Origin of the sequence: Chitinophaga sp. CF418, assembly GCF_900142925.1 — a bacterium.
GTDB lineage: Bacteria > Bacteroidota > Bacteroidia > Chitinophagales > Chitinophagaceae > Chitinophaga.
The window spans coordinates 84,048-110,942 of sequence record NZ_FRCN01000001.1 but is presented as its reverse complement, the minus strand read 5'-3'; the positions used below and the strand labels follow the sequence as shown (position 1 = coordinate 110,942).

Below are 26,895 nucleotides of genomic sequence, written 5' to 3'. Positions count from 1 at the left end.
ACTGATTAAACTGTCTATTTTGGGCCTACAGTGGGAATTAGCTAAAAAATACCTGCATTATCATTTCACAGCGGGCAACCGGCATGATGTACATTCTCCCTTCGTATTTGACCTTGTGGAGAAAGTGTTAAGGGATAAGAAAAAGCCGGTAGTATTCCGGGAAATTGAACAGGTACGGAAATCTTTATTGCGCAGCACGGAAACCCTGCAGGTCACCGACCTGGGAGCGGGCTCTCTCACCAATGCGGGGAGGGAACGTAAGGTGAGCGATATAACCCGTCATGCGGCCAAACCGCCTAAATTCGGGCAGCTATTCTATCGTCTGATACAATACTTCCAACCGGAATACCTGCTTGAATTAGGTACCTCTATGGGAATGTCCACAGCTTATATGGCCAAAGCAGCGCCGTCTGCTACCGTGCATACCATTGAAGGATGTCCAAATATTGCCGCCCGTGCCGCCCGTAATTTTGAGGTTTTGCAGCTGCATAATATCAAACAGCATGTGGGAAACTTTGATACGGTATTACCAGCTTTGCTGAAAGAGTTACCCCGGCTGGACTATGTGTATATTGATGGGAATCACCGTTCTGTGCCTACTCTGGACTATTTTGAGCAATGCCTGGCAAAAGCGCATGATGAATCATTGTTCATCTTTGATGATATTCACTGGACTCCGGATATGGAGGCTGCCTGGCATACTATCCAGCAACATCCAAGAGTCACTTTTACAGTAGATCTGTTTTTCATCGGTTTGGTGTTTTTCCGTCCTGGTATGAAGGTGAAACAGCATTTTATACTGAAGTATTAAACATCATTGACTGACATAAATAAGGGATTCCGGATGAAACGTGAGTTTTTCTCCGGAATTTTTATTTTTGTATACACCCAAACATTCCATTATGAAAATATTCCGGACCCTGGCAGTACTGTTGATTGTACAGTTTTTCTGCTTGTATGCAGGTGCGCAGACAAATCCTGATTTCAGCGCTTATAGTTACGAAACATTCATACACAATGGCGATACATTGCGTTACCGCATGTTACAGCCGGAAGGGTATGATTCGCAGAAGCCTTATCCCCTGATAGTATTCCTGCATGGTTCAGGCGAGAGGGGAACTGACAATGCTGCCCAGTTGCTGCATGGCGGCAGCCTGTTCCTGAAGGATTCCCTGCGTCAGCGGTTCCCTTCCTTTGTTATATTTCCACAGTGTCCGCCGGACTCTATGTGGTCATCAATGAAAGTGACCAGGGATAGTACCGGAAAGGCCATAAAACGGGAGTTTTCAGATGGCACTGACAGACAATCCACGCCGGGGCTACTGGTGAAGCTGCTGGTAGATAGTCTGATAAAGATTGAGAAAGTGAACAGTAAACAAATATATCTCGGTGGTTTATCACTGGGAGGTATTGGCACTTATGATCTGCTGGCCCGTTATCCGAAGATGTGGGCGGCCGCCTTTCCAATTTGTGGGATAGGGAATGTTAACACTGCAGCGAAATTCGCAAAAGTACCTTTATGGATCTTCCACGGAGGTGCTGATAATGTGGTACCTGTTTCAGGATCAAGAGATTATGTGGAGGCGCTGAAAAAGCTGAAGGCGAATGTAAAATATTCAGAATATCCGGGAGTAGGGCATAACAGTTGGGACAATGCTTTTGCTGAACCCGATCTGTTGCCATGGTTGTTTTCTCACAAAAAGTAAAAGGATTACGGCTACAATGAGCTGAAAGTATAATGATAATGGGGAGACGGGTAATCAATGCAAGATTTCCTTCCAAAAAAAACTAACTAAAAACGCCCCGACACATGACCGGGGCGTTTTTCCACTCTGCACAGGATTTGAATTGTTAACTATGTATAGACTGTATGGCTGATTTTGCAGCCTCTACTGTCGTGTCGAGATCTTCTATTGTCAGTGCAGTACTGAGGAACCAGCTTTCAAAAGCGGAAGGTGGCAGATATATACCGCGTTCCAGCATAGCATGGAAGAAATGTTTGAACAACTCATTGTTGGCACCCGAAGCAGCTTCAAAATTAATGATAGGATACTCTGCAAAGTGAACACTCATCATAGAGCCCAGATTGTTGACCTGATGAACAATCCCGGCCGCGCTCAGTACAGATTGCAATCCTCCGGACAGGTAAGCAGCTTTTTCTGCGAGTTGCCGGTAAATATCCGGATTCTCGTTCAGTGTTTTCAGCAGCGTATAGCCAGCAATCATTGCAATCGGGTTACCACTCAATGTTCCTGCCTGATAAATTTTCCCGGCAGGGGCGATATGTTCCATGATCTCTTTACTTCCTGCGAAGGCGCCTACCGGCATACCTGCGCCAATAATCTTGCCAAAGGTAACCAAATCTGCTTTAATATTGAACAGTTCCTGTGCACCTCCGCGTGCCAATCTGAAACCTGTCATTACTTCGTCGAAGATCAGAAGGATGTTATGTTCATCGCAGAGATTGCGCAAACCTTGTAAGAATCCCTCCTGTGGCAGGATACAGCCCATATTACCGGCAACAGGTTCAACGATGATTGCGGCTATCTGGTCAGGATGTGCTGCAATCAGCTTTTCCACAGCCGGTAAATTGTTGTAGGGAGCGGTAAGTGTATCGGCTGCGACGGTTTGCGTAACGCCAGGGACAGATTGTATGTCTAATGTGGCTACTCCGCTACCTGCACTTACGAGGAACGGGTCTGCGTGACCGTGGTAATTACCTTCAAATTTGATGAACTTATTACGACCGGTGTATCCTCTGGCCAGCCTCAGGGCTGACATACAGGCTTCCGTACCGGAATTCACCATACGTACCTGTTCAATGTTGGGTACCATGCTGATAATCAGCTCTGCAATGTCGATTTCCAGCTCCGTAGGCGCTCCGAAGGAGGTGGAGTAGGTGGCATATTCCTGGATGGCTTTCACTACCGGTTCATAGGCATGTCCCATGATCATTGGCCCCCATGAATTAATATAATCTATGTAGCGGTTCCCATCCACATCATACATATAAGCGCCTTTGGCGTTTTTCATGAATATGGGTGAGCCGCCTACACCTTTGAATGCGCGAACGGGTGAGTTTACACCGCCTGGAATGAGCTGTTTCGCTCTTTCAAATAATGATCTGCTTTGCGTGTACATGGTGGTAGTGATAATATTTTTAACTGAAAAGCATGTGCTGTTATTTACAATAATCGCACCGCATCTTTTGCAAAATAGGTAGCGATCAGATCTGCCCCTGCACGTTTGATGCTGGTGAGCGCTTCAATAATGGCTTTTTCTTCGTTGAGCCAGCCCATTTTAGCTGCAGCCTTGATCATGGAATATTCTCCGCTTACGTGATAGGCGCTTACAGGTACGTGTACATGATCTTTGATCTTCCTGATCACATCCAGGTAATACAGCGCTGGTTTTACCATTACAATATCAGCTCCTTCTTCCACGTCCATCAGGGTCTCTTTCAGGGCCTGGTCGCTGTTTGCAAAATCCAGCTGATAAGTCTTTTTATCGCCGAAGCCCGGTGCTGAGTCCAGCGCATCGCGGAAAGGACCGTACAGGCAGGAAGCATATTTGGAACTGTAGGCCATAATACCCACTTTATGAAAGCTGTGCTGCTCGAGGATGGTGCGGATAGCAAGGATACGGCCATCCATTTTATCGCTCGGCGCTACAAAATCAGCGCCTGCTTCTGCATGACTGAGGCTCATGCGGGACAATACTTCTACCGTGATGTCATTCACAATCTCCCCGTTCTCAACAATACCGTCATGGCCGTAGGAAGAGTAGGGGTCCAGCGCGATGTCAGTCATCACTACTATTTCCGGAACAGCGTCTTTGATCGCTTTGATGGCGCGTTGCATCAAGCCGTTGGGATTCACTGCCTCAGTACCTTTATTATCTTTCAATTCATCAGCGCATTTGATGAATAGCAATACACTCTTGATACCCATGTTCCACAGCTCTTTCACTTCTTTTACAGTGAGATCCAGTGAATAGCGGAAATAGCCGGGCATTGAAATGATCTCTTCTTTCACATTTTGTCCTTCCACAATGAATAACGGTGCAATAAAGTCGCTGGGCGTCAGTATTGTTTCTGCAACCATCGCACGGATGGCAGGGGAAGTTCTCAATATCCTGTTTCTACGTATCATGGTAAATGTGTTTTAATGTGTTCAGATGACCCAGTCTCTGGGTTTTAGGAATTCAACCAGTTCGGCTTCCGGGCTGCCCGGGGTGGGGTGATAGTCATATTCCCAGCGGGCCCGGGGCGGAAGGCTCATCAGAATGGATTCTGTCCGTCCGTTGGTTTTCAGGCCGAACAATGTGCCCCTGTCGTGGATCAGATTAAACTCCACATAGCGTCCGCGCCTATATTCCTGCCAGTCTCTCTGGGCGTCGGTATATGGAAGGTCTTTAGTTTTCCTTACAATAGGCAGATAGGCCTCCAGGAAAGCTTCGCCGTTAGCTTTCGCCAGATTGTACAACTGTTCAGCACTCATTTTTTCACCAGGGCGCTGGTAGTCGTAGAAAATACCGCCAATGCCGCGGGCTTCGTTGTTCCTGTGTTTATTGACAAAATACTCGTCGCAATGTTTTTTAAACAGCGGATAAAGTTCCGTACCGAAAGGATCGCAGGCATTTTTGAATGTCTGATGGAAATGGATACCATCCTGCTCATCCAGGTAGTAGGGCGTCAGATCTGCTCCGCCGCCAAACCAGGAGTCTTTCAGTGTACCATTGTCATCATACAGCTCAAAGTAACGGAAATTGGCATGTACAGTGGGTACAAAGGGATTTACCGGATGGATGACGAGGGAGATGCCGCAGGCCATGAACTGTGCCTGGCCTACACCAAACTGTTTGGCCATCAGTTCTGGTAGTTCGCCGTATACTATGGACGTGCTCACACCGCCTTTTTCGAATACATTACCGTCGGCAATGACGCGGGATTTACCGCCTCCGCCACCGGGACGTTCCCAGAGGTCCTCACGGAATTTGGCTTTACCGTCAATATCTTCCAGCGCCGTACAGATCTCATTCTGCAGACGATGTATGAGGGAAATAAAGTTGTCTTTAATGTTCATGGCTGGTTTCCTTTAGAATTCCTTTACTGTCTCAATGAAAGCTTTGGCATGATCAACAGGCACGTTTGGCAGGATGCCATGGCCCAGGTTCGCAATATAGCGATGTTTGCCAAAGCCGTTCAGCATTTCCTTCACTGCTTTTTTGATTTCAGGAATAGGCGCGAGCAGTTTGGCAGGATCAAAATTACCCTGCAGGGTCACGTTATTGCCTGCAAACTGTCTTGCACGGGCAGGTTGGATACACCAGTCAACACCCAGGCAATTGGCGCCGGTAGCGGCCATTTCTTCCAGTGCAAACCATGCGCCTTTAGCAAATACAGTAACCGGGCACACGTCTTTCAGTGCAGCCACGATCTGGCGCATATACCGGAGAGAGAGGGTTTCGAAATCCTGAGGACTTAATAAACCGCCCCAGGAATCGAACAGCTGTAAGCAGTCAGCACCTGCTTTTACCTGTTCTTTCAGATAAGCAATAGTAGTATCTGTGATCATCTGCAGCAGCTGGTGAGCTACTTCTGGTTGTTGATAGCAGAATGCTTTGGCACTGTCAAAGGTTTTAGAGCCTTTGCCCTGTACCATATAACAAAGGAGGGTCCAGGGAGCGCCTGCAAAGCCGATCAATGGAACGGCGCCATCCAGTGTTTTCTTTGTTAATGCGAGTGCTTCAAAGACATAGTTGAGCGTATCCTTCACGTCGGGTACGCGGAGTTTCTTCAGATCATCCGCACCTTTTACGGGGTCAGGCAATACGGGACCGATCTTTTCTATCAGCTGTACTTCCATGCCCATTGCCTGTGGTACCACGAGAATGTCAGAGAAGATGATAGCTGCATCCACACCTACCTGGTGAACCGGCATCACGGTGATCTCGGTGGCCAGTTCAGGGTTCATGCAGCGTTCAAAGAAAGAGTATTTCTCCCGCAGTTTGATGTAGTCTGGCAGGTAACGGCCGGCCTGGCGCATCATCCATACAGGGACACGTTCTGTTGTTTCTCCGCGTAAGGCTCTCAGTAAAAGGTCATTCTTTAAGGCGCTCATTCTTTGTCAGTTGATGTTGTTAAAGTAAAATATCGTTGTCTGTACCAGCTGGTCCATGCCCGGACTGGGACTTGTAATGATCTTGTTGTTGGTATGTTCCTGCAGGGCCCTGGCCGTGGTTGGGCCTATCGAGAAGCAAACAGTATGAGGCGGCAGGCTGTTCACTGAAAAGAAACTATGGACAGCGCTGGGACTGAGGAAGAGGATCCCATCATACTCCTGTCCTGTGAGGGCAGGGGTTTCCGTTGTTTCATATACGATCAGTTCTTCTAAAATGATGTTATGCTGTCCTAGCAGGTCTGGCAGTTCATCTCTTCGTTTATCGCCGCAGAAGAAGACCAGCGGGCCTTTTTCTCCGTTTTTGATGATCGTTTCTGCCAATGAGGCCGCATTAGCTGCGGTACCGGTTATCGTGTGCCTAAACCCATTGCCACGTTGTTTCAAAGCCTGTTGTGTAGCTCCTTCCAGGCAGTATACATTCCAGCCGGGGGAGAAGAAACCTCCTCTTTTGTATGCGTCAACCTCCTCGTCTGTTACATTGGGAGGAAAGGCTATCCAGGTGCCGTAATAATAATACTCTTCCGGATGCAGGTAGTGATCGCGCAGCGCTTCTACTGCATTTGCGCTGGTGAAGATGACAGTTACTTTTTCCTGAAACAGCTGGTGTATACGTTGTTTCAGGCTGTCTGTGATCAACGGTTGTATGCTGATGAATGCTTTTGCCACGATATCGATATTCTGCTCCGCAGCCATTGTGACCAGTGCCTGGTCGACCGCTTTCGTGCTTAATATGCGATATCTTTTATTTGATGGCATCCCTTATTTGTGCAACAATTTTATCGCCGCCCTGAGCGAGGATCTTTTCTGCGGCTCTTTTACCAATATGGCCTGCATCCTGTAACGGCGCCTGTTCTGTGATAGTGAACAGCTGCTGGCCATCAAGGCTGCACAGCTCTCCGCTGAAATGCAGGGTTTCATCGCTTACAGTAGCGTAAGCACTGATGGGAGTGGTACAGCCACCCATGAGCGTACGCAGGAAGTCGCGCTCTATACGGGTACAGAGGGCTGTAGCCAGGTCGTTTAGTGGCGAGCATGCCTGCTGACAGAAATTATCATCTTCCCGGCATACAGCTACCACGGCGCCTTGGGCGGGGGCGGGCAGCATCCAGTCCAGCTCTATGGAGGTAGCAGGACGTATACCTATCCTTTCCAGTCCGGCAGCCGCGAAGATAGCTCCGTCCCAGTTTTCAGCCGCCAGCTTTTGCAGGCGGGTATTCACATTGCCACGCAGGTTGTGCAGCTGGTGATGCGGATATTTGCGCAGCCACTGAGCTTTGCGTCTTACGCTGCTGGTAGCGATATTAGCAATATATCCGGGCTGGTCAAGAAAGGAGGTATCTTGTTTGTATACCAGCAGGTCCTTTACGGGACCTCTTTCCAGGACAGCAGCCTGTATTATATTTTTAGGTAATTGTGTCGGAACGTCTTTGAGTGAGTGAACCGCAATATCAATACGGCCATTGAGGAGAGCGATGTCCAGGCTCTTGGTGAAAATACCCTGAACGCCTATTTCGTAAAGTGGAGTGACGAGGTCGATATCTCCCTCGCTTTTGATAGGTACCAGTGTTGTTGTATATCCCTGCGCTTCCAGCAGGCCTTTTACCTTGTTAGCCTGCCATAGTGCCAGCTGGCTTTCTCTTGTACCTATCCGTATTTCTCTGTTCATGAATTATTCCTGGTTAACGCCCGTCTCAAAGATATCATTGATCATGGCGATATATTGATCACTTTTATCTGTTTCCCGGCGTACTTTTCCAGCCATCAGGTTGATCATCTTCTGGATGATGCGGGAAGATACTGCTTCAATATCTTCCAGGTTGTACTGGTTGCCGTTCTTCTGTTGTTGTATTTCCCTGGTGTGTATCTCCGTCAGCTTATCTTTCACTGCTTTGAGCACCACGGCGTGTTTACGCATTTTGTACCAGTAGAGGAACTCATTCATGTGTTCTTCAATAATGGTTAATGCTTTAGGCACTTCCTGCAGGCGCATCTGTAATGTCTCATCCTGTATTTTGGACAGTTCATCGACGTTCACCAGTTCAATATGCGGCAACTCTTTTACTTCAGGCGCCACGTTGAAAGGGATAGACAGGTCGATGATCAGTTTAGGAGAAGACTGCTGAAAGTGAGCAGGTAAGATGTTGGGCTCCGGTGCATTGGAAGCTACCAGAACGATATCAGCCGCCTGTAACTCTTCCGCCAGTTGCTCATATGGCGCATAACGGAGGCCGTGCTGCGCTGCGAATTCCTCTGCTACTGAGGTTGTGCGGTTCACGAGTGTTACCTGGTTTACGCCCAGGTAGTCCATCATGTTCTTGCAGGTGTTACGTCCTATTTTGCCAACGCCCACCAGCAGGATTTTTTTATTGAGGATGTCAGGCACTTTATGTTCCAGCAAACGTACGGCAGCAAATGCTACAGATACGGTACCGGAGCTGAGGCCTGTTTCATTCTTAATGAGTTTAGATACCTGCAGGACGCTGTTGACAAGCCTTTCCTGGAAACCGCCAAAACATCCGTTCGCTTTAGCGAATTTGGTGGCGGTACGTATCTGGCCAATGATCTCATAGTCGCCAAGGATCTGTGAGTCAAGTCCTGTTCCTACCTGGTATAGGTGTTTAATGGCATCTTCGCCGGATTTCACGTACGACAACTGGCTGAACATATTACAATCTCCTTCGGTTTCATGACACACCAGTTCTACCAGCTGTTGCGGATCATCGGCAAACCCATAGATCTCAGTTCTGTTACAAGTTGAGAGCACAAATATATCATCCAGGTGTTGGGACTTTGCACTGTCAAGTAAGTGCTGGTATTGTACCTGGTTAATAGCGAACGATCCTCTTATAGCAGCATCTGTTTTCTTATAGTTGATACCAACGATATGAAAATGGGCTATATCTTTTGAATGACTACCCTGCATTTTATTCTTATAAGCTTCCGGGTGCAAAAATACTCGCATAGACCGCAAGAAAGGGCAAGAGGCTGTCATTAGTGTGTCATTTCTACAGCTGGTATCAAGGCGTGCAGAAAAATGACTTTTGTCAGTTTACATACTGATAGGTATTATCTATTGCCTGATAGCTAATAATTAATTTATTTCAACAATTGTATGACATTTGCAGCTTGGATAAGCTATTACATTTGCAACAATTTAAAGTAAAGGATGGAAGCGAAATCTGATAAAGGAATTATTCTGATGAACCTGGGTTCGCCGGATTCTACGGCTGTACCTGATGTTAAGCGTTATCTTAATGAGTTTTTGATGGATAAACGGGTGATTGATTATCCGTATCTGTTCCGTTTATTATTGATAAAAGGTATCATCGTGCCTAAACGCGCTCCCAAATCGGCTGAAGCATACAAATCCATCTGGTGGGAAGAGGGTTCTCCATTGGTCGTGCTGACAAAACAATTACAAAACGCGGTGCAACATGACCTGCAGATGCCGGTGGAGATCTCCATGCGTTATGGTAATCCGTCGCAGGAGGCCGCCTATAACAATCTGCTGAAACAGAATCCTGATCTGAAAGAGGTGATCCTGTTGCCTTTGTATCCGCATTATGCCATGTCTTCTTATGAAACAGCGGTAGAACATGCCAAAGCGGTACATAAAAAGAAAGGCTACACATTCAATTTATCAATAGTTCCTCCTTACTATAGTGAACCTGATTATATCAATGCGCTGGCAGAAAGTATGCGTCCCTATCTGGCACAGGAGTATGATCACCTGTTGTTCAGCTATCATGGTGTACCTGAAAGGCATATACGAAAGGGCGACATCACCGGAAAGCATTGTATGCAGGTCGAAAATTGTTGTAAGGTAGATTCTCCCGCCCATGAATTCTGTTACCGTCACCAGGTACATGTGACGTCGGAGCTGGTAGCGGAGAAACTCAATATACCGAGGGAGAAGTGGAGTGTGACCTTCCAGTCCCGACTGGGAAGGGAAGAGTGGTTGAAGCCTTATACTGCCGCAACGTTGGAAGAATTGCCGAAGAAAGGTGTGAAGCGGTTGCTGGTAGCCTGTCCTGCGTTCGTTTCTGATTGTCTTGAAACGCTGGAAGAGATAGCAGTAGAGGGTAAGCATACATTTATCAACAGTGGAGGCGACAGTTTTACGATGATCCCCTGTATGAACGTGCATCCTTTATGGGTGCAGGCAGTCGTGAAATGGATGACGAGTCTGCAATCCTGACCGGAGTTATTTATTCTACAAATAGCCATTACCATGAAAACACAGCCCGTTATCATTGCCGGAGCCGGTATCGCCGGTTTGAGCATTGCTTATGAATTACAGCAGAAAGGCATTCCCTATGAGATACTGGAAGCAGGATCTCATGCAGGTGGTGTGATAAAATCACTACATGTGGATGGATATGAACTGGATGCGGGACCGAATTCTCTGGCTGCTTCGCCGGAAATAATGGCTTACATTGATCAACTGGGATTGCAGGACCAGGTGCTGGAAGCATCAGCCGCCAGTAAGAACCGTTTCCTGGTCAGAAATAATCAGCTGCACGCGGTATCCCCTCATCCGCTTAAAATACTGAAATCAAACTATATAAGTGGGGCAGCCAAATGGCGTCTCTTTACCGAAAGGTTCCGCAGTCCTCATCCTGCTGAGGGTGAAGAATCGGTGACTTCTTTTGTGAGCCGCCGCTTCGGACGTGAGATTAATGAGTATTTGTTTGAACCTATTTTGTCAGGTATCTATGCCGGTAATCCTGATCTGATGTCTATTTCGGAGGTATTACCTATGCTGCCGCAGTGGGAGAAAAAGTACGGCAGCGTAACAAAGGGGCTCATGAAGAATATGAAGGCAATGGGCGGCCGTAAGATCATTGCTTTTAAAGGCGGGAACGCGGTGCTGACAGAAAAACTGTTATCCCTGCTAACTGGTAAGATAAGGCTAAACTGTGCTGTAACAGGCGTTACCCGTGGTGCGTCAGATTATATCGTACAATACAATGAAAACGGTAGCACCGGTATGCTGAATGCAGAACGGGTAATATTTGCTACTCCTGCCTACAGTACCGCTGTTGCTATACAAGGCCTGGATGCCTCCCTGGCATCACAACTGCATGATATTCACTATCCCCGCATGGGCGTGTTACACCTGGGATTTGGAGCCGAAGCACAGGAGAAAGCGCCGGCAGGTTTTGGCTTCCTTGTGCCGCATGCCGCAGGCAAGCATTTTCTGGGAGCGCTCTGTAATACGGCAGTGTTCCCGTCCCGTGTACCGGAAGGAAAGACCTTGTTCACCGTTTTCGTAGGTGGCGCCCGGCAGGAACAATTGTTTGACCAGTTAGGAGCAGAGAAGTTGCAGCAAACAGTAGTGAAAGAGCTGATGGAATTATTAGGATTGAAGACACCGCCGGAAATGCAGCGGTTTAGTCAATGGAACAGGGCTATACCGCAATTGAATGTAGGACATGCACAGATAAGACAGCAGATACGCTTTTTTGAGCAGCGGTATCCGGGAATAAGACTGGCAGGGAATTATGTTACGGGAGTGGCTGTGCCGGCAATTATACAGGCTGCGAAGGGGTATAGTTGAGAATGAATATTGTCAATATTTGTATTTGAGTTATATTAGTCAGGTTATTGTCTGCTAATTCAATATCTGATTGTCATATGGGATGTTCCATTGTTATGTTAATGGCTTTTAAAGCCCATGCAGTTACGCTTGCATTCAATAACGCGAGTATGGGCATTATCAGGCGAATGAAGAAAGGATGGAAAATAATGGTGTGGAAGACAAGAAATTTGTCGGTGCGATAGGAGATGCGATAGCAGAATCATCACACAAATAATATTACATATGCCGGAATTACCAGATCTGCAGGTATTCAGCCATAACCTTGATAAGAAGCTGTCAGGGAAGGTTGTAAAAGATGTGGCGTTAGAGAATACCCAAAAAGCAAAAGATACGCCTGCCGCATTTAAGAAAGCCATTAAAGGGGAGAAGCTGGAGAAAGTATACCGGGAAGGGAAGGAACTGCGCTTCAGATTTAAAAATGATGTGGTGCTGGGAATGCATCTGATGTTACACGGCAAACTCTATTTCTTTGAAGAAAAGAATACAAATAAACATACCATCCTGGAATTGTTGTTTGAAGACGGAACAGGGCTTGCACTGACCGACTATCAGGGTATCGCGCTACCTTCACTCAATCCTGAGGAGACAGATGTTCCTGATGCCTTGTCAGACGAATTAACGGTGAAATACCTGGAAGAACAATTAGGTAAGAAGAGAACTGTTATTAAAAAGATATTACTTGATCAGCATATTATTCGTGGTATAGGAAATGCTTACGCCGACGAGATCCTTTGGGAGGCCGGGATCTCTCCGTTTTCTGTCAGCAATAAGATACCTGCGGCCAGGATCAAGGCCTTGCATAGTGCTATGCATAAGGTGTTGAAAGAAGCAGAGAAGAACATCCGAAAGGAACATCCTGATATCATTGCGGGAGAGATACGGGATTTCTTAAAGATCCATCAGCCTAAGGAAACCCATAGCCCTACGGGAGGAGAAATAGCACAGAAGGAATTGAATGGCAGGAAGACTTATTATACTGATGAACAGGAGTTATTCGAATAAGACGTAATCCACATAACAGGCATATATGGCAAAATAAAGACTGACCAGGTTATTGCTGGTCAGTCTTCTTAATCCCAGGCCTTCTTTCCCACTACCGGAAGGTTTCCCCTTAATTGGCGTAAATTTTCCCTTTTGATCTTTTGGCATAATATATAAGTTTAGATTTCTGCTAAAACAAACTCAGCCTGAATAAGGACTGATATTATTTTCAGCGCACCAATATCCTGCCAAGCGTGTTCTGATGAGCCGGAAGGAGTTTTTTGTTCAACTTGCCGTTAAGCGTTATATTTAAAAAAACTACCGTAAATTCAGATTATAAATTCCATTAGATGATTGCAGGCATCCTAAAAGAGCAGCCAGGAGAAAACAGGGTTTCTTTAGTGCCGGACATTGTTAAGCAGTTAGGAAAACAAGGAGTAACGGTTTGGATAGAACCGGATGCCGGGACCCGGGCATATTATCCTGATGAATCCTATATACAGGCAGGTGCTGTTGTAAAGCCTGCCGCTGAAATCCTGCAACAGGCAGACATCATCCTCTGCATCCAGATCCCCGATGAGCAATCCTGGAAGGCTATACCGGCGGGCAAAGTACTGACCGGGATCTACCAGCCATTCAGTAATACTGCAATCATGCAGCAATGGGCTGACAGGCAGCTTACTACTTTCAGTCTTGATAGTATACCCCGTACCACCCGTGCACAAAGTATGGATGTGTTAAGCTCACAGGCGAATATAGCGGGATATAAGGCCGTATTACTGGCGGCATGGAGTTACAGCCGCTATTTTCCTATGTTCATGACAGCGGCGGGCAGTATTGCGCCGGCAAAGGTGCTGATACTGGGAGCCGGCGTTGCCGGATTACAGGCAATTGCTACCGCCAGACGCCTCGGCGCTGTGGTGGAAGTATTTGATACCCGGCCGGCGGTGAAGGAAGAAGTAATGAGTCTGGGCGCCAGGTTTATAGAAGTGGAGGGCGCAGCAGATGCATCCGCTGCAGGCGGATATGCCGTGGAGCAGACGGAGGTATATAAACAGCAGCAGCAGGAAAAGATCGCAGAAAGTATCGCCAAATCGGATATTGTGATTACAACGGCACAGATACCTGGCAAAAAGGCCCCCATCCTGATCCCTGCAGAAATGCTTGACAGAATGCGCCCCGGAGCGGTGATTGTTGATCTGGCGGCAGCTTCCGGAGGAAATACCGCGCTTACCGAGAACAATAAGACTGTTGTGCATAAAGGCATTACCATTATCGGAGATTCCAATCTACAGTCTTCCATGCCCTCAGACGCCAGCAAACTATATGCAAAGAACATTTTTAATTTTTTGCAATTGCTGGTAAAAGATGGCGACCTGGTATTGAATTTTTCTGATGATATCGTGCAGGGCGCCTGTATCACCCATAGTGGTAATGTTACCAATGAACGGCTCAGACAAGCGGATAGTGTGAAGTTATAAAGGCTGTTCATCTATTCCTGAAATCAACGATCCCCAATAATGGATGTTATTTTTTCATTTTTACAGCAGCACCTGGAAGCGGTGTACATAGTTATTCTTTCTGTCTTCCTGGGAGTAGAGGTTATATCGCGTGTGCCTTCCGTATTACATACTCCATTGATGAGTGGCGCTAATGCCATTCATGGTGTTGTGATCATCGGTGCTATCATTGTGATGGGAGAAGCCGAACCAGATAATTACCTGGCGTTGGTACTGGGATTCCTGGCCGTTATACTAGGTACCATCAATGTAGTGGGTGGTTTTGTAGTGACAGACAGAATGCTTGAAATGTTCAAGTCAAAGAAGACCAAATAATTGTATCTAATCATTACACTATGTTATCGCTGATCTATCTGATAGGCTCTGTTACATTTATCGTAGGATTAAAGATGTTAAGTAATCCCGCTACGGCCCGGAAAGGTAACGCCATTGCCGCGGGAGGTATGACATTAGCCATACTGGGCACTATTTTTCTCTACAAACACCATGGGCAGGGATTGCATAATTATGGATGGATTGTGGCAGGTTTGTTCATTGGCGGTGTTATAGGGCTGGTATCGGCCAGGAGGGTGAAGATGACGGCTATGCCGGAAATGGTCAGCCTTTTCAACGGTATGGGAGGAGCCTGTGCGGCTTTAATCTCTGTTGTAGAGTTTGAATATATGACAGAAGTGATTTTCACAGGGGCGCCGGTCAGAATGCAACTGGTGATCATCCTGGCAGGTATGGTGATAGGCTCAGTGTCTTTTGCCGGTTCTGTCATTGCCTGGGGAAAACTGAACGGCAGTATAAAAGATATTTCCTTTAAAGGCCAGCATATTTTCAATCTGATTGTACTGGCTGTCATACTGCTGCTTGCAGTGGTTGTAACCATTACCCTGCCAGCAGCAACGGTTATACTTTTTGTAGTAATACTCTTATTGTCGCTTTTATACGGAGTATGTTTTGTATTGCCCATAGGCGGGGCTGATATGCCGGTAGTGATCTCACTGTTGAACTCATTTACAGGTGTAGCAGCTGCCTGCGGCGGTTTTCTGTATAACAATCCGGTGATGCTGACAGGGGGAATACTGGTAGGTTCGGCTGGTACTATCCTCACGATCCTGATGTGTAAGGCGATGAACCGTTCCCTGAAGAATGTACTGATCGGGTCTTTCGGCGGACCGAAAGTAGCAGGGACCAGCAAGGAACAGGGGGCATACAAGGAGATCTCTTTGTCGGATACCGCTGTTATAATGGCATACGCCCAGAAAGTGATGATCGTGCCGGGATATGGCCTGGCGGTGGCCCAGGCACAACATGCCTGTCATGAACTGGAAAACTTGCTGGAAGCAAGGGGCGTAGAAGTGAAATATGCCATTCACCCTGTGGCCGGACGTATGCCGGGACATATGAATGTGCTGCTGGCGGAAGCAGATGTGCCCTATGAAAAACTGCTGGAAATGGAGCAGGCTAACGGACAGTTTAACACAACTGACGTAGTATTGGTGCTGGGAGCTAACGATGTGGTGAACCCCGCCGCCAAAAATGATCCTGCCAGCCCTATTTACGGAATGCCGATACTGGAAGTAGAAAACGCCAGGAGCGTGATTGTTAATAAACGAAGTATGAAACCCGGATATGCCGGTATTGAGAACGATCTGTTCTTCCAGCCAAAGACCTCTATGTTGTTTGGAGATGCAAAGCATGTCTTGCAGCAACTGGTGGCCGAAATAGTTAACTCCCTCTAACAACGCAGCCTTCCGGCAAGGTTCTGCCGCTCTTATTGAATCGATAGCCGCGGTGCCACATTATCGGTCATCCCCCTTTTTTTCAGTATTTTGCCGCAAAAATAAGGGGGTGGATTTCTTACCAAAAAAATTTACAGATACACTCACAGGACTGCCAGGCATGGATTTGGCAGCCTTTTTGCGTATACATGAGGCAGGCGAAAAGGTTACTTCTCTCAGGATCAATCCAAACAAAATACAGGATGAAGGCACAGTACAAAAGGTACTTGCCTCGCTGACAGAAGAATCCGTAAGCCGGGTGCCATGGTCGCAATATGGATATTACCTGCCTTCAAGGCCTTCGTTTACCTTCAGTCCTTTTTTTCATGGGGGTGCTTACTATGTACAGGAAGCCTCTTCTATGTTCCTGGAACATGTGATGCGCTATGTCTGTGACCTGAGTGCACCATTGAAAGTGCTGGACCTGTGTGCCGCACCGGGAGGTAAATCGACCCTGCTGCAATCCCTGCTTAGCCCTGACAGTGTGCTGGTTTCCAATGAGGTGATCAAGAGCAGAGCTGCATTGCTGGCGGATAATATCACCAAATGGGGAGCTGCCAATGTTGTTGTTACGAACAATGATCCCAGGGACTTCGCGAAACTGCCGGGATATTTTGATGTGATGGTAGTGGATGCGCCCTGTTCCGGGTCCGGTCTTTTCCGTCGTGAACCGGAAGCTGTGGAAGAGTGGTCGCCTGAAAATGTGATCCTGTGCAGCCAGCGGCAGCAACGTATACTGGCGGATGTATGGAATGCGTTAAAAGAGGACGGTATCATGATCTACGCCACCTGTTCCTATTCAAGGGAGGAAGATGAAGCGATCATGGAATGGATACAGGAAAACTTTGCAGTAGAGAATATTGCAATACCGGTTGATGATCGCTGGCATATCGTACAAACTAAAGCAGGGCCCCAGGCAGCAGAAGGGTATCGTTTTTACCCTGATAAAGTAAAAGGGGAGGGCTTTTTTATTACCTGTTTCCGTAAGACAGCAGGTGATGTATACACTGCTAGAAGGCAACGTGATACGCTTCCGGCGGTCGCTAAAAAAGACGAAGGAAAGGTAGCACAATGGGTGAGAAACATGGACAACCTTTTCCTGATGGACCATCAGGGAGAGGTATTAATATTTCCGGAAAATATGGCGCCTGTTGTTTCTTTATTACAACAGCACTTATATTTGCGGAAAGCTGGCATAAAGGCCGGTCAGCTGGCAGCAAAGGAATTGATACCTGATCACCAGCTGGCGATGAGTACTATGACGAGTGAAACGATCCCGCAGATAGGGTTGACCCGAGAACAGGCCTTGCGTTATCTGAGAAAAGAAGATCCGGAGATATCAACAAATGTGAAGGGCTGGGCACTGATGATGTATGAAGGGATGGCGCTCGGATGGGCAAAAATATTACCGAACCGTATCAACAATTACTATCCTAAAGAACTCCGTATTCTAAAAGAAGTGTAGGCAAATAATTTTTAATTTAGTTACCCGAAAGGTATAAACAGCGTAGTAATGGTAAAAACGTTCATGACAATTGCAGGACTTGTATTATGTGTAGCCGGTGGAATACAGGCACAGGACAGGTTGCAGGTACAAGGTACCTCTCCTGATCTGTATGTATTGCACACTGTAAAGAAAGGGGAAACCTTTTACAGTCTGGGCAGGTCCTACAGTTTGCCTCCAAAACAAATAGCAAGTGAGAATAATATTTCGTTTGAACAAGGTTTGCAATTAGGGCAACAGGTAAAGATCCCGCTGAACAACACCAATTTTTCACAGAAATCAGAACCAGATCCTCATGGTACGCCTGTATTTCATAAGGTAGAGGAAAAAGAAACCCTTTACCGTCTGAGTGTTAATCATAACAAGGTGCCCCTGGACAATATCCGCCATTGGAACAATATGACCGGTGATGGTTTACAAAAAGATAGTTATGTGATAGTTGGATGGCTGAAGAGTGGTGGTGGTATCACTGCTCCCTCAACACCAGTAGCGAGTGTACCGGCAGCTACGCCTCCGGCAAATCATCCGGCAGCTACACCACCTGCTTCAACACCTGCACCGTCTAATCCGGCGCCGTCAAACCCGGCACCTTCAACTCCTGTTGCAACGCCTCCGGCAAGCACAACGCCACCGCCTCCGGTTACAAAACCGGATCAGCCGGCAACGCCTGCAGAACCAGCAAAGACTCCCGATAGCAATAATACTGGCAGTAAACCACCGGTTACTTCAGCACCGGCAGGATCCTCCTTTGAGCAGTTATACAACCAGCAGACAGGCAACGGTAAGAACGTAAGTTCTGAAAAGGGCCCGGGAGGCTGGTTCAAGAGCAATGCGAGCCCCGGCAAGTATTATGCGCTGCACAATACCGCACCGAGAGGTACCATTATCAAGGTGACCAATCCGCTGAATGGTAAGTTTATCTATGCAAAAGTGTTGGAAGCCATTCCACAGATTAAGCAAAATGAAGGGCTGATCATTAAACTGAGTGATTCAGCATTGGAGGCATTAGGAACTAATGAAGCGAAGTTCTATTGCCAGCTGAGTTATGAAGACTAAATAAAAAAATCAGGAATTAAGTATCAGGTTAATGAATAATTTCTCCTGATGCTTAATTCCTGATTAAATATTATCCGGTTTCCGTTAATTGATCTTGTTACCTCTTAAGAAAGCCTCGATATCCATTCGTTTCTTCCCTTCCAATTGGATCTCCAGTAAAGAAAGATAGCCGTCTGCTGCTGCAATTTTCAGGTAAGTTTTATTGTCACTGATCACTTGTCCGGGTGCTACACTGGGTGCGGTATGTTCTCTGCCTGCCCTGAAAATTTTCAGTCCTTTGCCATTGAATGTTGTCCAGGCAGTAGGATAGGGACTGAGGCCGCGTACCAGGTTGTAGATCTGTTCTACAGGCTGTTCCCATTTAATCTGGCAATCATCTTTAAAGATCTTGGGAGCATGTTTGATATCTTCCGCCTTGATATGCGCCTGTGGCGTTCCCTTGGCATTGTTGGAAGCCAGTGCCTGTACTGTCTTTAATAACAAGCCGGCGCCGGTGGCCATCAGGTCGTCGTGCAGTTCTCCGGCAGTTTCATCATCGCGGATGTCTACTGACTGACTGAAAAGAATGTCGCCGGTATCGATTTCATGCTGTAGCTTGAAAGTGGTTACACCCGACTGCTTTTCTCCGTTGATGATCGCCCAGTTGATAGGAGCGGCTCCTCTGTAATTGGGCAGCAAGGAGGCATGGACGTTGATAGTGCCTAATGGTGGCATATCCCATACAAGTTCCGGCAGCATACGGAAGGCTACCACCACCTGTAGGTCTGCTTTCAGTGTACGCAGTTCTTCCAGAAACTCCGGGTTCTTCAGCTTTTCAGGCTGCAGCACCCGCAAGCCTTTTGATACGGCGTATTGCTTAACAGCGCTTTGTTGCAACTGTAATCCCCTTCCGGCAGGCTTGTCAGGTGCGGTGATCACGCCTACTACATTGTATCCATTCTGCACCAGGATATCCAGTGATGCCACTGCAAAATCCGGTGTTCCCATGAAAACAATTCTGATATTCTTTTGATCCGTTAACTCACTCTGCATATAATAAATATTTCTTCCTGATAGTTTTGAATTGAGTCAAAGCAGGTTCCCAGCTTTTGCGTATTTCTGCCTCGCTGAGGCCTTTTTTTATTTGTTGCTGTAAAATAGTATTGCCAGCCAGTTTATTGAAAAAAGGAATAAAGAATTTATCCTTTTCAGGGAATAGCTGATATGCCTGTATCAGCCATTTCAGCTGTATCCTGTCATTCATTTCCTTCCTTACTGCAGCGGGTGTGCCTGTGAGATTATAGCCATAGCAAGTCACATCTTTCAATGGCGGTTCCTTTGCTCCTGGAGTGCTGTGTGGCGTGAAGGAATACAGATTTTTCGGGTAGGAGGGGTGTCCGAATACCTGGAAAGGGAGATCTGTGCCACGTCCCAGGCTCAATGCTGTTCCTTCAAATAAACAGGTAGCAGGATACAGATAGATAGCTGCCATATTAGGCAGGTTAGGTGAAGGTTTCACCGGTAGCTGATAGTAAGTATGATGATCATAATGCTGGCAGGTGATCACTGTCAGCTCGCACTGGACGCCATTTTTCAGCCATTTTTCTCCATTCAGCATTTTAGCATATTCCCCAACGGTCATGCCATGCACAATGGGAATAGCCTGCATACCGATAAAGGAGCGCAACGTTGTATCCAGTAATACCGGACCGTCAACATAGTGTCCGTTGGGATTGGGACGGTCCAGCACGATAAGCGGCTTATGGTTTTCTGCAGCAGATTCCATGATCTCCTGCAGAGAGGAAATATAGGTGTAAAAGCGGGCGCCTACATCCTGTATATCAAAGATGAGAATGTCCACATCCTTCAGGTCATTTGCATCTGCCTTGCGGTGCTTGCCGTAGAGAGAAACGATGGGTAGTCCTGTACGCTCGTCTTTGGTGTTGCCGATTTTCTCGCCTGCATCAGCATTGCCCCTGAAACCATGTTCAGGGCTGAATATTTTCTGAATACGCACGTGCCGTTTCAGCAGTGAATCCACCAGGTGTGTATCGCCTAGTATAGCCGTCTGATTAACAAGCAATGCTACTCTTTTGTCTTTTAGCAGTGGCAGGTATTCGCTGGTCCTTTCAGCTCCTGTCATTACCTGGGCACATGCAGCAGTAGTGACTGCCAGCCATAATAAGAGAGGAATTATGATCTTATACATAACGTAAAAATAGTTTAAATAAGATAGATCAGGATTGGTAGTTTTCAGGAATTATGCTAAATTGAATACCTATTTACTATTTTCTTACCTTGCAACAATTAAATCCTGTAACACTTATAATTAAATTCTTATGCAAGCAGTTAAAAACGGAGATACGGTGCGTGTGCATTATCATGGCCGCCTGACCAACGGAACAACATTTGATTCTTCCGAGGGCAGGGATCCACTGGAGTTCAAGGTTGGCGCCGGTATGGTTATTAAAGGCTTTGACAATGGTGTGGTGGACATGAAAGTAGGTGAGAAAAGAACACTGAATATTCCTGTAGAAGAAGCATACGGTCCGAAAAATGATGAGCTGATCATGGAATTTCCAAAAGAAAATATTCCGGCTGATCTGAACCCTCAGGTAGGGATGGATCTGCAGATGAGCAATCCGCAGGGACAGGTATTCCCTGTAAAAGTAGCGGCTATAAGCAGCGAATTCATCACTTTGGATGCTAACCATCCACTGGCCGGTGAAGCTTTGATATTTGACATCGAACTGGTAGAGATCAAATAAACAGAAACCGAAATTCTTAAAGTAAAACGCTGATTACCTAAAGGGCAATCAGCGTTTTGCATTTAAAACCATGTCATAATATTGCACTATTCCTCTGCTAATACAATCCTGGTTGGTTTTTTCTGTTCATCGATAGCCACAAAGGTAAATGAGCCCGAGATCGCTTTTTCCCGGTGTGTATTATACATCTGCTCCACATAAATATCTACCTCCACCTTTAAGCTCGTAGTACCTACATGTACTACCTTTCCTACCAGTTCTATAATAGTGCCATGCGGGATGGCCATCTTGAAATCTATTTTGTCGCTTGATACTGTCACCATACGCATACGGCTGAAACGGGTGGCAGTGATAAAAGCTGCTTCGTCCATGAGTTGCATAGCTGTACCACCAAAAAGGGTGTCATAATGGTTCACTGTGTTAGGAAATACCGCTTTGAAGATCCGTGTAACGGAATCGGCTATCTGTTTTTCGTATGCCATATTGTTGATTTACTGTTTTTATCTTTTAAGCGCAGGATATGCAGTTGCAGCAGGCGTTGTTTAAATTGTGTCTGTCGGTAGGAAATTTTCATGTCGTTCAGGCATTCAGCGCAAAGGCATCCGGTATAAGTGCCGGCTATGAATGTACGCTCTTCTTCTGTCAGCTTTACCTGCTGGCACTGGCAGCGGAGGATAGAACCAACACGGCACTCAAAAGCTGTATTACAGCGGGGACAGTTGATGGTTTCATGACAAGCCATAAAGTAAAGTTACGAATCAGATAGCACGAAACAGGATTTGTTTCCTAAACAACTGGACGTGTGCTGGTTGTAATACGGAAAGTGCAGCAAAAGCAAATGCTTCTGCCACACTTCCTGGTTTTTGAATGGCGGATAAATGTATATTGAGGGTATGGTTATACTGTTGCTGTAACGGCCATGCGCATGTTGTGGGCAGCGGCCACCATGTTTCGCAATGCCTGTTCTGTTTCAGGCCATTTGCGCGTTTTCAGTCCGCAGTCAGGATTTACCCAGATACTACGCGCTGGCAGCAGCTGTATTGCTTTTTCCAGCAGTGATGTCATTTCAGCTACCGTAGGCACCCGTGGCGAATGTATATCATACACGCCAGGGCCGATCTCATACGGATATCGGAAGGTGGAGAACACTTCCAGTAATTCCATCTGTGAGCGGGAGGTCTCTATGGTGATCACATCTGCGTCCATGGCGGCAATATTGCTGATAATATCGTTGAACTCTGAATAACACATATGCGTGTGGATCTGTGTAGCATCTTCCACGCCGGATACTGATACACGGAATGCTTTTACCGACCAGTCCAGGTAAGACGGCCAGTCAGCCTCACGTAGTGGCAAACCTTCCCTGATAGCTGGTTCATCGACTTGTATTACCCGGATGCCTGCTTTTTCAAGATCCACCACTTCATCACGGATGGCCAGCGCTATCTGGAGAGTGGTGTCGGCACGTGGCTGATCATCACGTACGAATGACCATTGCAGAATGGTAACCGGACCTGTCAGCATACCTTTCATTGGCTTTTCTGTCAATGATTGTGCATAGCTGCTCCATTCAACGGTCATAGGTGCACTGCGTTGCACATCGCCATAGATCACAGGAGGTTTCACGCATCTTGAACCATAGCTCTGCACCCATCCATTTTTCGTAAATACAAATCCTTCCAGTTGTTCCCCGAAATATTCAACCATGTCATTACGCTCAAATTCTCCGTGTACCAATACATCTATGCGCAGCGTCTCCTGTAGTTGTACAGCATCCTGTATAGCAGTACGGATAGCGGTTTCATATTCTTCCCGGATAATAGCTCCTTTTTTGAAATCGGCACGCAGTTTCCTGATATCTTCTGTCTGAGGGAAAGAGCCTATCGTAGTAGTAGGAAATAACGGCAGTTTTAATATCTCTTCCTGTGCCTTCTGCCTGATAGGAAATGCGCTATTACGTTCAGCATCAGCCGCTGTTAATGCTGCCAGCCTTGCTTTCACTGCAGGTTTATGGATGATGGCAGCGGTGCTCTTCTCTTTCATGATCTCCTGGTTCGCTTTGAGCAAAGCTTCGTCCCCGACGATGATGTCCCTGAGCGCAATCACTTCATGTACTTTCTGCTTAGCAAAGGCCATCCAGTTCTTGATCTGCGGAGTAAGTACCGTTTCGTCGGTTTCCAGGTCAAGGTCATAAGGCGTATGCAACAGTGAGCAGGAGGTAGCTAACAATATCCGTTCTTCTCCCAGCGCAGCGATGGCTTTATTTATCAGCTGCAGCGATTGTTCATAATTGTTCTTCCAGATGTTACGGCCATTCACTACACCCACAGAGAGTTGCAGGTTCTCTGGAAAGGAAGCCAGCATTGCGTCCAGTTGTTCCGGCGCGCGTACCAGATCTATGTGTAAAGCATCCACGGGGAGCTGTATTGCTAATGGTGCATTGTCCTGTAGTCCGCCAAAGTAGGTGGTCAGGAGTATTTTCAATGCAGGAACGGCTTCCCGGATCTGTGTATACGCATGATGGAACAGCTCCTGCTGTGCTGGTGTGAGATCGAGTACCAGCGTAGGTTCATCAAGCTGTACCCAGGTAGCGCCTGCCTGTTGGAGTGATTGCAGCAATGTTATATAAACAGGCAACAACTGATCCAGCAGTTTAGCCTCCTGTAGTCCTTCTTCCTTGATCTTACCTAACAGCAGGAAGCTGACAGGTCCTATCAGTACAGGTTTGGTATGTATACCAAGGGAAAGGGCTTCTCTGAATTCCTCAAGGCATTTGTTGTACAGTAGTCTGTATTTTTGAGAGCTATCGAATTCCGGCACCAGGTAATGATAATTGGTATCAAACCATTTGGTCATCTCCATGGCGGTAGCATCAATTCCATTCTTTTGATAACCGCGGGCCATAGCAAAATATAACTCAGGACTGCTGGGTGTTACAAGACTTTCCATCAAAGCCTTAAAGCGGGCCGGAATAGTACCTGTCATGATACACATATCCAGTATCTGGTCGTAATAAGAGAAATCATTGGAAGGGATCAGGTCTATGCCTGCATTGTGGAGCGTCTCCCAGTTCTGGCGACGGAGTTGCCTGGCGGTGAGTTGTAACTTTTCTAACGAGATCTTTCCCGCCCAATAGGCTTCGTTTGCCTTCTTCAATTCCCGGTTGCTACCAATACGCGGATAGCCAAGAATGTTGGTTTGCATACTTACTGATTTTAACGATAATAACCCTGTGTCTTTTCTATGCAAACTTATAATTGTGGAACAAATTATGGATAATATATTTTTATTTGGTTGTTTGTTCTTAATCTTTAGGATATAAAGATAAATATCCTGTTTTGGATTGAAAGTGAGGCGTAAACAGTGTTTTTTTCTGTTGAACATGGAAATCATCTGATGCTTATTCCCCGGAGTTCTAAATTCCTTACGTTTGCACTATGTTCAACAATTACAAATACACGGTAACAGAGCGCTTTATGCGCTACGTACAGATCGATACACAATCAGATCCGCTGAGTAAAAGCTTCCCTTCCACAGAAAAGCAAAAGGACCTGGGAAAGCTGTTAGTACAGGAATTGCAGGAAATGGGCATCAAAGATGCTGTGATGGACGAGCATGGATATGTTTATGCGACCATTCCCGGCAACACTGACAAATCCGTACCGGTGATCTGCTTCTGTTCACACATGGATACTTCCAGCGATTGTAGTGGTAAAAACGTGAAGCCTATTATTCACGAGCAATATGATGGAGGTGATATTACGCTGCCGGAAGAAGGAACAGTGATCAGGGCTGCCGAACACCCATACCTGCAATCGAAAAAAGGTGATGACGTTATTACCGCCAGCGGTACCACCCTGTTAGGCGCAGACGATAAAGCCGGTGTTGCCGAGATCATGGATGCTGCGCACTTTCTGCTGGCACATCCTGAGATCAAACATGGCGATATCCGTATCCTTTTCACACCGGATGAAGAAGTAGGCCGTGGTGTTGAAAAACTCGACATGAAAAGATTGGGAGCACAGTTTGGCTATACAATGGATGGAGGAGAACGTGGTTCTCTGGAAGAGGAAAGTTTTTCCGCTGATGCTGCCAAGATCATTATACAAGGGGTGAGCGTGCATCCGGGTGCTGCGAAGAATAAACTTGTAAGTGCCATCAAAATAGCCAGCGAGATTGTAGATGCCCTGCCGAAAGACGGCTTATCTCCCGAAACAACGGAAGACCGCCAGGGTTTCATTCATCCTGTAAGGATGCAGGGTATTGTCGAACACGCAGAGATAGACTTTATTCTCCGTGATTTTATTACTGCAAAGCTGGACGAGCATGCGGCTTTTCTCCGGAATATTATGAATATGGTCCTGGCCCGTCATCCGCAGGCCAGTGCAACGCTGACCATCACACAGCAATACCGGAATATGAAAGAAGTGCTGGACCTGCATCCACAGGTGACTGCCAATGCAGAAGAAGCCATCCGCCGTGCCGGCGTAGAACCTTTAAGACTGATTATCAGGGGAGGAACAGATGGTTCCAGGCTCTCTTTTATGGGATTACCCTGCCCTAATATCTTCACAGGAGAAATGGCCCTGCATAGCAAATACGAGTACGTAAGTATCCAGGACATGCAAAAAGCCGTGCAGACTATTGTACATCTGGCACAGGTTTGGGAGGAACGTAGCTGATTTAGTTGGTTGATTGGCAATAATTTGCCAGAACATACGTTAAATGTTTACCATATTATTGGTATCTTCCGGCCTTGTTGCATCTGAATTTAATACTTTTGCAAGGTTAAAATTTTTTTCATGCTCTTAGGACTCGTTACATTATTACAGGATTCTCTATTACAGCCAAAGGCAGATACGGTTGCCAGTGCGGCTGCAAATGTTGCAGCTGCTGACCAGCATATTCAATTACTCGACCTGCTGATGAAAGGGGGCGTACTGATGATCCCATTGGGGATACTTTCCGTGATCGCTGTTTTTGCTTTCGTGGAAAGGTATCTTACTATCTCTAAGGCTGGTAAGCTGGAAGATAATTTTATGCCCATGATCAGGGACCATATCTCCAACGGCAATATCTCCGCTGCCCGTTCTTTGTCAAAGAACACCAACAGTCCTATCGCACGTATGATCGATAAGGGGGTACAACGTATCGGTAAACCGATTGAGAGTATCGAAAAATCTATGGAGAATGTAGGCAAACTGGAAATTTACAAGATGGAAAAGAACTTAGTGATCCTGTCTATTATTGCAGGTATCGCGCCTATGTTCGGATTTCTCGGTACCATTGCCGGTATGATCCAGACCTTCTTTAACATCTCTATCACATCTGATATCACCTTGGGAACTATCGCCGGTGGTATCTATGTAAAAATGATCACTTCCGCTACAGGTCTGATCATCGGGTTAGTGGCCTACATCGGTTACAGCTTCCTGAACGCACAGATTGACAAGGTTATCAATAAAATGGAAGGAGCTTCAGCTGAGTTCATTGATATTTTGCAAGAACCAACGAGATAATTTATTGATAATTCG

The 26,895-nt window shown here is 46.5% G+C and carries 26 protein-coding genes; 13 read left to right on the top strand and 13 right to left on the bottom strand.

The features are described 5' to 3' along the window. The first annotated feature begins 19 nt into the window (after positions 1-19). Entirely contained in the window at positions 20-811 is a 792-nt protein-coding gene (locus F3I09_RS00495; protein ID WP_149693084.1) for an O-methyltransferase, read from the top strand. A 91-nt stretch (positions 812-902) separates the two neighbouring features. After that, on the top strand, positions 903-1,706 hold the full coding sequence (locus F3I09_RS00490; RefSeq protein ID WP_149693083.1) for a dienelactone hydrolase family protein: 804 nt from the start codon (positions 903-905) through the stop codon (positions 1,704-1,706). Between the two features lie 145 nt (positions 1,707-1,851). On the opposite strand, the gene hemL is transcribed toward F3I09_RS00490, so the two are convergent. The 7 genes from hemL to hemA are packed head-to-tail and all read right to left on the bottom strand — an operon-like array spanning position 1,852 to position 9,144. Then, positions 1,852-3,141, bottom strand: a complete 1,290-nt coding sequence (gene hemL / locus F3I09_RS00485; protein ID WP_149693082.1) for a glutamate-1-semialdehyde 2,1-aminomutase — start codon at positions 3,139-3,141, stop codon at positions 1,852-1,854. A 44-nt stretch (positions 3,142-3,185) separates the two neighbouring features. Then, positions 3,186-4,151, bottom strand: coding sequence for a porphobilinogen synthase (hemB, locus tag F3I09_RS00480; protein WP_149693081.1), 966 nt, complete (start codon positions 4,149-4,151; stop codon positions 3,186-3,188). Positions 4,152-4,172: 21 nt separating this feature from the next. Continuing rightward, positions 4,173-5,084 carry an oxygen-dependent coproporphyrinogen oxidase gene (gene hemF, locus F3I09_RS00475; RefSeq protein WP_149693080.1) on the bottom strand — a complete coding sequence of 304 codons (912 nt, stop codon included), beginning with the start codon at positions 5,082-5,084 and terminating at the stop codon, positions 4,173-4,175. Positions 5,085-5,096: 12 nt separating this feature from the next. Further along, positions 5,097-6,122, bottom strand: a complete 1,026-nt coding sequence (gene hemE, locus F3I09_RS00470; protein ID WP_149693079.1) for a uroporphyrinogen decarboxylase — start codon at positions 6,120-6,122, stop codon at positions 5,097-5,099. Between the two features lie 6 nt (positions 6,123-6,128). Continuing rightward, positions 6,129-6,938 (bottom strand): uroporphyrinogen-III synthase, encoded by an 810-nt coding sequence (locus tag F3I09_RS00465; RefSeq protein WP_149693078.1) that lies wholly within the window; start codon positions 6,936-6,938, stop codon positions 6,129-6,131. Beyond that, on the bottom strand, positions 6,925-7,848 hold the full coding sequence (gene hemC / locus F3I09_RS00460; protein ID WP_149693077.1) for a hydroxymethylbilane synthase: 924 nt from the start codon (positions 7,846-7,848) through the stop codon (positions 6,925-6,927). Before hemC ends, F3I09_RS00465 begins: the two co-directional genes overlap by 14 nt. Positions 7,849-7,851: 3 nt before the next feature. Further along, positions 7,852-9,144: a glutamyl-tRNA reductase gene (hemA, locus tag F3I09_RS00455; RefSeq protein ID WP_223233090.1), complete on the bottom strand. Its 1,293-nt coding sequence runs from the start codon at positions 9,142-9,144 to the stop codon at positions 7,852-7,854. Positions 9,145-9,348: 204 nt separating this feature from the next. Here hemA and hemH point away from each other — a divergent pair, with 204 nt between their 5' ends. From hemH to F3I09_RS00440, 3 genes are all read left to right on the top strand, one after another. Then, positions 9,349-10,380 carry a ferrochelatase gene (gene hemH, locus F3I09_RS00450; RefSeq protein WP_149693075.1) on the top strand — a complete coding sequence of 344 codons (1,032 nt, stop codon included), beginning with the start codon at positions 9,349-9,351 and terminating at the stop codon, positions 10,378-10,380. Between the two features lie 33 nt (positions 10,381-10,413). Then, complete coding sequence (gene hemG / locus F3I09_RS00445) at positions 10,414-11,742, top strand: protoporphyrinogen oxidase (protein WP_149693074.1); 1,329 nt, start codon at positions 10,414-10,416, stop codon at positions 11,740-11,742. 264 nt (positions 11,743-12,006) lie between these two features. After that, on the top strand, positions 12,007-12,786 hold the full coding sequence (locus F3I09_RS00440) for an Fpg/Nei family DNA glycosylase (RefSeq protein ID WP_149693073.1): 780 nt from the start codon (positions 12,007-12,009) through the stop codon (positions 12,784-12,786). On the opposite strand, the gene F3I09_RS33935 is transcribed toward F3I09_RS00440, so the two are convergent. Next, positions 12,775-12,933, bottom strand: a complete 159-nt coding sequence (locus tag F3I09_RS33935; RefSeq protein WP_188133630.1) for a hypothetical protein — start codon at positions 12,931-12,933, stop codon at positions 12,775-12,777. The genes F3I09_RS00440 and F3I09_RS33935 overlap by 12 nt on opposite strands. 182 nt (positions 12,934-13,115) lie before the next feature. Between F3I09_RS33935 and F3I09_RS00435 the strand changes: the two genes are divergently transcribed. The 5 genes from F3I09_RS00435 to F3I09_RS00415 all read left to right on the top strand — a co-directional run bounded on the left by F3I09_RS00435 (position 13,116) and on the right by F3I09_RS00415 (position 18,614). Further along, on the top strand, positions 13,116-14,246 hold the full coding sequence (locus tag F3I09_RS00435; protein ID WP_149693072.1) for a Re/Si-specific NAD(P)(+) transhydrogenase subunit alpha: 1,131 nt from the start codon (positions 13,116-13,118) through the stop codon (positions 14,244-14,246). 39 nt (positions 14,247-14,285) lie between these two features. Then, on the top strand, positions 14,286-14,600 hold the full coding sequence (locus F3I09_RS00430) for an NAD(P) transhydrogenase subunit alpha (RefSeq protein ID WP_149693071.1): 315 nt from the start codon (positions 14,286-14,288) through the stop codon (positions 14,598-14,600). Positions 14,601-14,620: 20 nt separating this feature from the next. Beyond that, positions 14,621-16,015 carry an NAD(P)(+) transhydrogenase (Re/Si-specific) subunit beta gene (locus tag F3I09_RS00425; protein WP_149693070.1) on the top strand — a complete coding sequence of 465 codons (1,395 nt, stop codon included), beginning with the start codon at positions 14,621-14,623 and terminating at the stop codon, positions 16,013-16,015. A 109-nt stretch (positions 16,016-16,124) separates the two neighbouring features. Then, a complete protein-coding gene (locus F3I09_RS00420) occupies positions 16,125-17,519 on the top strand; it encodes an RNA methyltransferase (protein WP_149693069.1) in 1,395 nt (464 codons plus the stop codon). Positions 17,520-17,567: 48 nt separating this feature from the next. Then, entirely contained in the window at positions 17,568-18,614 is a 1,047-nt protein-coding gene (locus F3I09_RS00415) for a LysM peptidoglycan-binding domain-containing protein (RefSeq protein ID WP_149693068.1), read from the top strand. Between the two features lie 84 nt (positions 18,615-18,698). Here the strand turns inward: F3I09_RS00415 and fmt are convergent, their stop codons facing one another. Further along, positions 18,699-19,646 carry a methionyl-tRNA formyltransferase gene (gene fmt, locus F3I09_RS00410; RefSeq protein ID WP_149693067.1) on the bottom strand — a complete coding sequence of 316 codons (948 nt, stop codon included), beginning with the start codon at positions 19,644-19,646 and terminating at the stop codon, positions 18,699-18,701. Next, a complete protein-coding gene (locus tag F3I09_RS00405; protein WP_149693066.1) occupies positions 19,636-20,802 on the bottom strand; it encodes an exo-beta-N-acetylmuramidase NamZ domain-containing protein in 1,167 nt (388 codons plus the stop codon). Before F3I09_RS00405 ends, fmt begins: the two co-directional genes overlap by 11 nt. A 130-nt stretch (positions 20,803-20,932) precedes the next feature. On the opposite strand from F3I09_RS00405, the gene F3I09_RS00400 reads away from it, so the two are divergent. Further along, entirely contained in the window at positions 20,933-21,361 is a 429-nt protein-coding gene (locus F3I09_RS00400; protein ID WP_149693065.1) for a peptidylprolyl isomerase, read from the top strand. 86 nt (positions 21,362-21,447) lie between these two features. Here F3I09_RS00400 and F3I09_RS00395 read toward each other — a convergent pair whose 3' ends face one another. The 3 genes from F3I09_RS00395 to metE form a co-directional block, all read right to left on the bottom strand. Next, complete coding sequence (locus F3I09_RS00395) at positions 21,448-21,843, bottom strand: acyl-CoA thioesterase (RefSeq protein WP_149693064.1); 396 nt, start codon at positions 21,841-21,843, stop codon at positions 21,448-21,450. Further along, entirely contained in the window at positions 21,822-22,103 is a 282-nt protein-coding gene (locus tag F3I09_RS00390; RefSeq protein ID WP_149693063.1) for a cysteine-rich CWC family protein, read from the bottom strand. The genes F3I09_RS00395 and F3I09_RS00390 overlap by 22 nt, the downstream gene beginning before the upstream one ends. Positions 22,104-22,258: 155 nt before the next feature. Beyond that, positions 22,259-24,565 carry a 5-methyltetrahydropteroyltriglutamate--homocysteine S-methyltransferase gene (gene metE / locus F3I09_RS00385; protein ID WP_149693062.1) on the bottom strand — a complete coding sequence of 769 codons (2,307 nt, stop codon included), beginning with the start codon at positions 24,563-24,565 and terminating at the stop codon, positions 22,259-22,261. 233 nt (positions 24,566-24,798) lie between these two features. On the opposite strand from metE, the gene pepT reads away from it, so the two are divergent. Both pepT and F3I09_RS00375 read left to right on the top strand, forming a co-directional pair. Then, positions 24,799-26,043: a peptidase T gene (gene pepT, locus F3I09_RS00380; RefSeq protein WP_149693061.1), complete on the top strand. Its 1,245-nt coding sequence runs from the start codon at positions 24,799-24,801 to the stop codon at positions 26,041-26,043. Between the two features lie 120 nt (positions 26,044-26,163). After that, entirely contained in the window at positions 26,164-26,880 is a 717-nt protein-coding gene (locus F3I09_RS00375) for a MotA/TolQ/ExbB proton channel family protein (protein WP_149693060.1), read from the top strand. The last annotated feature ends 15 nt before the right edge of the window (positions 26,881-26,895 follow it).